Source organism: Mesorhizobium sp. M7A.F.Ca.ET.027.02.1.1 (assembly GCF_004022985.1).
GTDB lineage: Bacteria > Pseudomonadota > Alphaproteobacteria > Rhizobiales > Rhizobiaceae > Mesorhizobium.
The window spans coordinates 1-9,107 of sequence record NZ_RZOL01000248.1; the positions used below are offsets into that span (position 1 = coordinate 1).

Consider the following 9,107-nt stretch of genomic DNA (forward strand, 5'->3'; position numbering starts at 1 on the left):
TTCGCGGCCAGCCCGATGAACGACACGCGCTCCCGGCAAGTCGTCATCGCCGGGGCGGGAGTCGCCGGGCTAACCGCAGCGCTGGCTTTCGCCGAACGCGGCTACCCTGTGAAAGTGTTCGAACAGGTGCAGCGCCTGGAAGCGGCAGGCGCCGGCATCCAGCTTTCTCCCAACGCGACACGCATCCTTCGCCAGCTTGGTGTGCTCGACAAGCTGCTGCCGGCAACGGTGCGGCCGGAAGCGGTGGTCCTGAAGGACGCCGCGACGTTGCGCGAACTGGCGCGGGTGCCGTTGGGGCAAGCCGCCGAAACGCGCTGGCAGGCGCCCTATCTCGTCGCTCACAGGGCTGATCTGCAGAGCGCGCTGATGGCACGGGTTTCCGAGATACCGGATATCCATCTTACCACCGGCGCCCGCGTCAGCAGCGCTGCCACCGGCCCCCATGGCATCACCGCGACGGCCGAGATCGACGGCAAAACCATCAAGGCTGAGGGCTTCCTGCTGATCGGAGCCGATGGTGTCTGGTCGTCGGTGCGCGCACTTGTCGATTCGGCCAAAAAGGCGGCCTTGCCGACAAGCCATTTTTCCGGCGAGCTGGCCTGGCGCGCGACCATTGCCGCCGAAAGCGCTGCCGGACAAGCCTTTGCCGCGATCGGTGTAACCAATTGCGTCACCACCTTCCTGCATCCCGGCTTCCATATGGTGGCCTATCCCGTCAGCAAGGGTGCGGCCTTCAATCTCGCGGCCTTCACCAGGGGCGACCGCATTGCCGAGGGCTGGTCCGGCAACGCCGACGCCGGGATCCTGACCCGAGCCCTGCGCGGCACCGCGGCAGAACTTGCCCGCCTGGTCGAGCAGGCCGGCCCATGGACCGCATGGCCGATCCATACGGTCGACAGCAAACAACCTTGGACGACCGGCAACATGGCGCTGATCGGCGATGCCGCGCATGCGATGACGCCGTTCGCGGCGCAAGGCGCGGCGATGGCGATCGAGGATGCTGCGACGCTTGCCGACATCATCGCCGACTTCCCTGCCGACCCCCTGGCCGCACCTGCGACCTGGGAACAGTCACGGCGACCGCGTGTAGCGCAGGTCGCCCGACGCGGCGCTGTCAACCGGCTGGCCTGGCATGCCTCGGGTCCGGTGGCGATTGCGCGCAATGTGTTCCTGAAGGTGCGCTCGGAAAAGCTCGCGGCGGATCTGGATTGGCTCTATGGGTGGCGGGCAGTTGAGGCTGCTGTCAGGCGTTGAAAGCCTGACAGGCTGGCGGGACAGCGCCCCCCTCTGTCCTGCCGGACATCTCCCCCACTTGGGGGGAGATGTCCGGCACCGCCGATTTCACCAATCTCGAACGTTGCAGGGCCGCAGGAAAGAGCGGGGCGCCGAACCGCCAATCTCCCCCCTCGTGGGGGAGATGTCCGGCAGGACAGAGGGGGGCGCGAAGGAATGAGGCGTCTCGCATTGGCGAAACGCGACAAGACGAGACAGCTAATTATACAGCCGCATCGACAGGCCAAGCGATACAGGCAGCGGGTTCCACCAGCCGGTGCGCAGGCCGGCGATGCGCAAGGCCGCCGCCGTCCAGGTGTTGCAGCCGACCAGTGCGTTGAAATGGCCATTGGCTTCGTAGAAGCCGTCGAACCTGGAATAGGCTGCGTCCGGAACGAGGGTCGGGCCTTTCGGTCCCCGCTGGAAACTTGCATCGATGAAATCGAGCAACGCCGTGAACCGATCCTCGGTGATGTCGAATCCCGCGATATCGGGGCGCGGTTCGAGGATGTCACCGGCGACATCGACATGCATGACCGACGCGTCGAGTGTCAGTGCCTTCATCACCGGCACCGCCTTCAGCTCGGACCATGTCGGCGTCTCCAGGTAGAAGGCGCGGCCGCCCCAGCCGAAGACGATGTAGCGGACCTCCGGCCTGTCGGCCGGTATGCCCGCGTCGACCAGGAAATGGAAACGCCGGCGCACGGCGTCATCGACCGGGATGGCGATATCGGTGTGGATCGGATTGTTCAGCACCAGGATGTGACGCGTCGCGGCTGGCACGGCGGCGGCGGCCGGCCACAGCGGCCGTGGCACGAAGGTGCCCGTCGTCAGGGCGAGTGCGACGAGAACCAACAGAAGACCCAGAAAACGTCCCAGTCTTTTCATGAAAGGCGGCCCTGCAAACGCGCTCCGGCGCGACACGAACGCCCGCCTGTTATCCATACGCAAAAGAGCCCGGCAGTGTTTCAGCCGGGCTCTTCGTGGCCGTCGAGGCCTAGTGCAGGATCTGCGACAGGAACAGCTTCGTGCGCTCGTGGCGCGGGTGGTCGAAGAACTCGGCCGGCGTGTTCTGCTCGACGATCTGGCCCTGGTCCATGAAGATTACACGGTTGGCGACCTTGCGGGCGAAGCCCATCTCGTGGGTGACACACAGCATGGTCATGCCTTCCTCGGCAAGGCCAACCATGGTCTCCAGCACTTCCTTGATCATCTCCGGATCGAGCGCCGAGGTCGGCTCGTCGAACAGCATGATGCGCGGGTTCATGCACAGCGAACGGGCAATCGCCACACGCTGCTGCTGGCCGCCGGACAATTGGCCGGGATATTTGTGGGCCTGTTCCGGAATCTTGACGCGCTTGAGGAAATGCATGGCGATTTCCTCGGCCTGTTTCTTCGGCGTCTTGCGCACCCAGATCGGCGCCAGCGTGCAGTTCTCCAGGATGGTCAGATGCGGGAACAGGTTGAAGTGCTGGAACACCATGCCGACCTCGCGGCGCACCTCGTCGATCTTCTTGAGATCGTTGGTCAGTTCCTTGCCATCGACGATGATCTTGCCCTTCTGGTGCTCCTCCAGACGGTTGATGCAGCGGATCATGGTCGATTTGCCGGAGCCGGAGGGGCCGCAGATGACGATACGCTCGCCGCGCATCACTTTCAGGTTGATGTCCTTCAGCACATGGAACTCGCCGTACCATTTGTGCATGGCGATGATGTCGATGGCGACATCGGTCGTCGAAATCTGCATCTTGGCGGCGTTGACCTTGATCTCTTCGGCGCTGACGGCATTTTCGGTGGCCATGACAGGGATCCCCTTGTTCTTTTGTCGTTGGTAGTGATGCATGTCGTTATCCCAAAACCGCTATACACTTTTGGGCGACATGCATTCAGCGTTTGTGGCCGGTGTCGAGCCGGCGTTCGGTGTACATTGAATAGCGCGACATGCCGAAGCAGAACAGCCAGAAGACGAAGGCCGCGAAGATCAGGCCTGACCTCGCCGTCTGCGCGGTTGCCCAGTTTGCATCGGAGAAATTCTGTTTGACGATGCCGAGCAGGTCGAACATCGAGATGATGATGACCAGGCTGGTGTCCTTGAACATGCCGATGAAGGTGTTGACGATGCCTGGAATAACCAGTTTCAGCGCCTGCGGCATGACGATGAAATACATTTTCTGCCAATAGCCGAGACCGAGCGAATCGGCACCTTCATACTGGCCCTTGGGGATCGCCTGCAGGCCGCCGCGCACCACTTCGGCCATATAGGCCGCGGCAAACAGCGACACCCCGATCAGCGCGCGCAGGAACTTGTCGAACGACACACCCTCCGGCAGGAACAGCGGCAGCATGACGCTGGCGAAGAACAGCACGGTGATCAGCGGGATGCCGCGCACCGTCTCGATGAAGACAACGCACAGCGTCTTGATGATCGGCATCTTGGAACGGCGGCCGAGCGCCAGCACGATGCCGAGCGGCAGCGACACGGCAATGCCGACGAAAGACAGGCTGAGCGTCACCAAGAGCCCACCCCAAAGCGAGGTCTCGACATGCGGCAGGCCGAACATGCCGCCGACCAGCAGGACGAAGGCGACGATCGGCAGCACGAAGAACAGCAGAACCGCATTCAGCCCTTTGCGCGGCACCTTCGGGATCAGCATCGGCACCAGCAGCGCCACGAACAGGATAGCGACCAGGATCGGCCGCCAGCGCTCCTCGATGGGATAGCGCCCGAGCATGAACTGGCCGAATTTGGCATTGACGAAAGCCCAGCAGGCGCCGGTCCAGCCATCCGGCTGGATGCCGCCTTGCGCCACCGTGGCGCATACGGTCCGGTCCGGTCCCGTCCACACGGCGTTGATGAACGCCCAATTGATGATTTGCGGCAGGATCATCGCCACCAGGGCGATGCCGACGATCGTCAAGATGGTGTCGCCGGCAGAAGCGATCAGGTTCTTGCGCACCCAAGCGCCGAGGCCGGTGACGCTGGCGGGCGCCGGCTGCGCCAGCACCATTTCGGTGCGCACCCAGGACATATCATGTTCTTGCATGTCCTTACCTCACCTCTCCACCAGCGCCATCTTGGCGTTGAACCAGTTCATCACAAGCGAGGTCAGGAGGCTGATGGCGAGGTAGATCACCATCATGATCACCACGCCTTCGACGGCCTGGCCGGTCTGGTTCAGCACCGTCCCGGCGGTCGCCGTCAGGTCCGGATAGCCGATGGCGATGGCCAGCGACGAGTTCTTGGTCAGGTTGAGATACTGGCTGGTCAGCGGCGGAATGACGATGCGCATGGCCTGCGGCACTACGACCAGCCGCAGGATCGATCCGGACCGCAAGCCCAACGCACCGGCAGCTTCCGTCTGGCCCGCGCTGACACCCCTGATGCCGGCGCGCACGATCTCGGCGATGAAGGCGGCGGTATAGCAGGACAGCGCCAGATAAAGCGACAGGAACTCCGGCCGGACCTGGAAGCCGCCGGTCAGGTTGAAAGTCGACTGCTTCGGGTAGTCGAAGCTCAGGGGAAAGCCGCTCAGCGCATAGGCGAGCAGCGGCAGCCCGACGATCAGCGCCGCGGACGTCCAAAACACTGGGAATTGCTGGCCGGTCGCCATCTGCCGTTGCCGCGCCTTGCGCGCGACGAACCACGCCATGGCGATGCCGACAAGCAGGGCGACGAAGATCAGCCATGAGCCGTCGCCCCACACGGCGCGTGGAAAATAGAAACCGCGCTGGTTGAGGAAGGAGCCGAACGGCAGGTTGTAGCTGTCGCGTGGTGCCGGCAGCACGGCCAGCACGCCGGAATACCAGAAGAAGATGACCAGCAGCGGCGGGATGTTGCGGAAGACCTCGACATAGACGGTGCAGATCTTCCGGATCAGCCAGTTCTGCGAGAGCCGGCCGATGCCGATGACGAAGCCGATGATTGTCGCGGTGATGATGCCGACGATGGCGACGATGAGCGTGTTGAGGAGGCCGACCAGAATGGCGCGGCCATAGGTCGAATCCGACGAATAGGCGATCGCGCTCTCGCTGATGTCGAAGCCGGCGCGGCCCTTGAGGAAGCCGAAGCCTGAAGCGATGCGCAGCCGCGTCAGGTTGTCGATGACGTTGTGGGCAATCCACCAGACGCCCGCCACCAGCAGCACGACGACCAGCACCTGGAAGAATATGCCCCGGATTTTCGGATCGTTGATGAAGGAGCCGCGGCTGGGCTCCTCGCGAAGTACGTCCTGCGATGCCATTCGACCGTCCCCTGGAAAGAGAAACCGGGAGGCAGATGATCTGCCTCCCGGATCACATTTCGATCAGCGGATCGGCGGCGCGTATTGCAGGCCGCCCTTGGTCCACAGCGCGTTGATGCCGCGCGCGATCTTCAGCGGGCTGCCCGAGCCGACATTGCGCTCGAACATTTCGCCATAATTGCCGACGGCCTTGACGATGTTGACCACCCAGTCATTGGAGACGCCGAGATCGGTGCCGATCTTGGTATCGGCTTCCTGGCCGAGCACGCGCTTGATCTCGGGGCTTGCCGAGTTCTTCATCTCCTCGACATTGGCCTTGGTGATGCCGAGCTCTTCAGCCTGCAGCAGCGCGAAATAGGTCCACTTGACGATGTGATACCACTGGTCGTCGCCCTGGCGAACGGCCGGTCCGAGCGGCTCCTTGGAGATGATCTCGGGCAGCACGACGTGGTCGGCCGGCGCTCCCAGCGTCAGGCGGATGCCGTAGAGGCCCGACTGATCGGTGGTGTAGACGTCGCAGCGGCCGGCATCATAGGCGGCGTTGACCTCTTCCAGCTTCTCGAAGACGACGGGATTGTACTCCATCTTGTTGGCCTTGAAGTAGTCGGCGAGGTTCAGCTCGGTGGTGGTGCCGCTCTGCACGCAGACGGCTGCGCCCGAAAGCTGCAGGGCCGAATTGACGCCCGGCAGCTTCTTGGCGTTGATCATGAAACCCTGGCCGTCATAGTAGGTGACGCCGATGAAGTTCAGGCCAAGCGCCGTATCGCGGTTGATGGTCCAGGTGGTGTTGCGCGACAGGATGTCGATCTCGCCCGACTGCAGCGCGGTGAACCGCTCCTTGGCGCTGAGCGGCGTGAACTTGACCTTGGAGCCGTCACCAAAGACGGCGGCCGCGACAGCGCGGCAGAAATCCGCATCGATGCCTTGCCAGTCACCCTTGTCGTCCGGCGCCGAAAAGCCGGCAAGGCCGGTGGAGACGCCGCACTGGATGAAGCCCTTCGCCTTGACGGTGTCGAGCGTGGCCGCCGGCGCGGCGGACGCCATCAATCCAAGCGTGGCGGCGCCTAGAATGCCGATAGCAATGTGTTTCATGACCCACAGACCCTTTTCTCTGTTTTCAGGAGTAAATCCTGATTTTTTTCTCCCGTGTGAACGCGGCTTCATCCCGGCCCATTCCCGAAACCCCGCATCGTAACCGACGCGCCGCCTCCCATTCACAAATGTCATCGAAGGCGATAATTCCTGTGAGGTCAAGGGAAATGACCGAAACCCAAAGAGTTTGAAAACCGATTGCCGCAAATGCCCGATTTACAGACAAACACGCCCGCGATTTAGCCAGCAGGGCTAATAAAGGCGGCAAATCTCATGCAACGCCAACGCGGGGCCAATACGGGCCGCGGCAGCGAAATCCATCCCGGGCAATAGCTCGTCGTTGTTGACCTCCGCGTGCGACGAACTACCAGGTCCCAAGATTGTCATCTGACAATTTACTGACGGCTGCATACCAATACAGACCGCCGACGAAGACTGTTCTCAAAGGGCTTGAAAGACGATCCAGATCCCGATGGCGGCCATCAACGCGCCTGAAACGCGCGGAATCAGCTGCCCGGTCGGCACCGTCTTCTCCAGCAGAACAAGGATGGCGATGCCGGCGATCCACAGCACGTTCATGACGCCACCGACGAACAACAGAGCCATCAGCGCCCAGCAGCACCCCAGGCAATAAGCGCCGTGATCGATGCCGAGCCGAAGCGCGCCGAGCGGAGCGGAGCGGAATCCGCCACGGCCGGCCAGGAACGCGATCGGCGCCTGACATTCGCGCAGGCAGACGCCCTTCATCGGCGTCCATTGATAGAGACCGGCGGCGATCAGAACGAGGCCGCCGAGGATCGCGCTGCCGGTTGCCATCGAGGGATCGAGCAAGGCAAGACGGGCGAGAAGCCATTGCGCACCGGTCGCCAGGAGGCTGAAGACGACCCAGACGGCGAGATAGCCGGCAAAAAACCATCCCGTCGAAGCGATGGGCCGGCCATCCGCCCGCGCCTTGCGGCCGACACCGGCATAGAGCAGCAACATCGGCGCGACCGACGGCGTCATCATGCCGACCATCATCACCGCCCACATCGTGAAGGTGAAGGCGAAATCGCCCAATGCCCAGGGCCGGAAGCCGGGCGCCATGGCGGCGCCCATATCCATGCCGGCCATATCCATGCCGGCCATGTCGCCGCCTCCGCCGTCCGGCAAGGGGGAGCCGGGCATGACCATGGTGGCGGCGAGCCACAGCACATAGGCCCAGGCGAGCACGGCAATCACCACGAGCGCGGCCATCACGACCGCGCGATCGCGCCTCAGCACCGCCTCGAGGGCCGTATCGCCCATTGGATCAGGTCAATGCACGATGCCGCTCTGCGTAAGATGCAGATTGGCGAAATGGCTGTGCGTATCGGCCAGTTCGAACTTGATCGGGCCCGTCGCCTTGGTCCAGCCGCGCCCGACCTCGGCGATCGCGTATTCGAAGCCGTGCGGCAAGTCGATGCGCGCCTGGTGCGCGGCGCCGGTGACCGGATTCCGGATCGGCTCGCCGCGACCGTCGGTTATACCCTCGACATGCAGCTGACTGGTTCGCGCGTCGACGTCGATCTTGAATTCGATCGGCGCGAAGATCGGATCGTGGAATTTCTCCAGCGTGGTCGAAAAGACCTGAAATATCGTTGCACCTGGCTCGGTGTCCAGACCGCCCAATATGCGAAGCAGCGCGCCACGTTGGGCTTCCGTCGCCCTCTCGTCGATGACCACCGCGGCTTCACCCCCGCCCTGGTGTATGGCGCCGGGCCATCTGAAAATCCCGACGAACCGCAACCCGTCGAGCTTGGTGTCGCCGTGATGGCCGCTCTCGATTTCCATGCCGGCGACCGCCTGGCAGAATCCGTATGTCGGCATGGCGTTGAACTGGCACGGGCAGCCATAGGCGCAGTTGCAGTTGATGAATTCGCTCGCCTTCATGGCCCATTTGACGTCCGGCATGTCATTCCTCCCTTGCCGCACTCACGCTTCATGAGCGCGATCCGGATCGTGGAGGACCAGAAGTCAACCGGCAGCAACCATCCGGCAGCATCTGATCGAAGCAATCCGGCGATTAATATTAGCAGGAAATCATATACCTTCCGCAGCCGCCCACAATAGGCCGATCGGCTGAGATTAGGGCTCCGAACGCAGGTCAATAAAAGGCCGCCTTTCGCGATAGGAATTTTTTCTTGACACCCTGCCCTCAGCTATGGTCGTCCATGGTGCTGATTTGCGCCGATAACCCGCCGCACAGGCGGGTTTTTCGTTTAATACCCTGCCCCAGCATCGCTGTTTTTGCCGCGACGAACTGGCATATCGAAGTCCGCCTCCTGGCGGGCGGTGGCTGTTGCACGGTCCATAGCGCCGCACTATGGCTAGCGGCTTGTCAAACGAGGCGACGCAGAATGGCGAAAGACGGCGAGCACTTTAGCGGCGGGATGGGCGTCAACACGCGGCTTGCCCATTCGGGCAACAATCCGCACGACTATTTCGGCTTCGTCAATCCGCCGGTGGTGCATGCTTCGACCG

At 62.7% G+C, this 9,107-nt stretch carries 8 protein-coding genes and 1 pseudogene; 2 read left to right on the forward strand and 7 right to left on the reverse strand.

Going from position 1 to position 9,107, the window contains the following annotated elements:
• The first annotated feature begins 15 nt into the window (after positions 1-15).
• Positions 16-1,254, forward strand: coding sequence for an FAD-dependent monooxygenase (locus tag EN749_RS23570; RefSeq protein ID WP_128364070.1), 1,239 nt, complete (start codon positions 16-18; stop codon positions 1,252-1,254).
• A 237-nt stretch (positions 1,255-1,491) separates the two neighbouring features.
• On the opposite strand, the gene EN749_RS23580 is transcribed toward EN749_RS23570, so the two are convergent.
• From EN749_RS23580 to EN749_RS23610, 7 genes are all read right to left on the reverse strand, one after another.
• Positions 1,492-2,160 carry a TIGR02117 family protein gene (locus EN749_RS23580; RefSeq protein ID WP_127396949.1) on the reverse strand — a complete coding sequence of 223 codons (669 nt, stop codon included), beginning with the start codon at positions 2,158-2,160 and terminating at the stop codon, positions 1,492-1,494.
• Positions 2,161-2,269: 109 nt separating this feature from the next.
• On the reverse strand, positions 2,270-3,073 hold the full coding sequence (locus EN749_RS23585; RefSeq protein WP_023761950.1) for an amino acid ABC transporter ATP-binding protein: 804 nt from the start codon (positions 3,071-3,073) through the stop codon (positions 2,270-2,272).
• Between the two features lie 85 nt (positions 3,074-3,158).
• Complete coding sequence (locus EN749_RS23590) at positions 3,159-4,316, reverse strand: amino acid ABC transporter permease (RefSeq protein ID WP_127321837.1); 1,158 nt, start codon at positions 4,314-4,316, stop codon at positions 3,159-3,161.
• Between the two features lie 9 nt (positions 4,317-4,325).
• Positions 4,326-5,513: an amino acid ABC transporter permease gene (locus EN749_RS23595; RefSeq protein ID WP_127810810.1), complete on the reverse strand. Its 1,188-nt coding sequence runs from the start codon at positions 5,511-5,513 to the stop codon at positions 4,326-4,328.
• A 63-nt stretch (positions 5,514-5,576) separates the two neighbouring features.
• Positions 5,577-6,605 carry an amino acid ABC transporter substrate-binding protein gene (locus EN749_RS23600; RefSeq protein WP_128364072.1) on the reverse strand — a complete coding sequence of 343 codons (1,029 nt, stop codon included), beginning with the start codon at positions 6,603-6,605 and terminating at the stop codon, positions 5,577-5,579.
• Positions 6,606-7,046: 441 nt separating this feature from the next.
• Entirely contained in the window at positions 7,047-7,892 is an 846-nt protein-coding gene (locus EN749_RS23605) for a DUF2182 domain-containing protein (RefSeq protein WP_127810812.1), read from the reverse strand.
• A 9-nt stretch (positions 7,893-7,901) separates the two neighbouring features.
• Positions 7,902-8,537, reverse strand: coding sequence for a DUF1326 domain-containing protein (locus EN749_RS23610; protein ID WP_127810813.1), 636 nt, complete (start codon positions 8,535-8,537; stop codon positions 7,902-7,904).
• A gap of 446 nt (positions 8,538-8,983) precedes the next feature.
• Between EN749_RS23610 and EN749_RS38980 the strand changes: the two are divergent.
• Positions 8,984-9,107 (forward strand): annotated as a pseudogene (locus EN749_RS38980) (cystathionine beta-lyase); the annotation flags it as partial.

Coding starts and splice junctions, on each gene's coding strand:
- EN749_RS23580 (WP_127396949.1), bottom strand. CDS start 2,160: ATGAAAAGACTGGGACGTTTTCTGGGTCTTCTGTTGGTTCTCGTCGCA.
- EN749_RS23570 (WP_128364070.1), top strand. CDS start 16: ATGAACGACACGCGCTCCCGGCAAGTCGTCATCGCCGGGGCGGGAGTC.
- EN749_RS23600 (WP_128364072.1), bottom strand. CDS start 6,605: ATGAAACACATTGCTATCGGCATTCTAGGCGCCGCCACGCTTGGATTG.
- EN749_RS23610 (WP_127810813.1), bottom strand. CDS start 8,537: ATGCCGGACGTCAAATGGGCCATGAAGGCGAGCGAATTCATCAACTGC.
- EN749_RS23590 (WP_127321837.1), bottom strand. CDS start 4,316: ATGCAAGAACATGATATGTCCTGGGTGCGCACCGAAATGGTGCTGGCG.
- EN749_RS23595 (WP_127810810.1), bottom strand. CDS start 5,513: ATGGCATCGCAGGACGTACTTCGCGAGGAGCCCAGCCGCGGCTCCTTC.
- EN749_RS23585 (WP_023761950.1), bottom strand. CDS start 3,073: ATGGCCACCGAAAATGCCGTCAGCGCCGAAGAGATCAAGGTCAACGCC.
- EN749_RS23605 (WP_127810812.1), bottom strand. CDS start 7,892: ATGGGCGATACGGCCCTCGAGGCGGTGCTGAGGCGCGATCGCGCGGTC.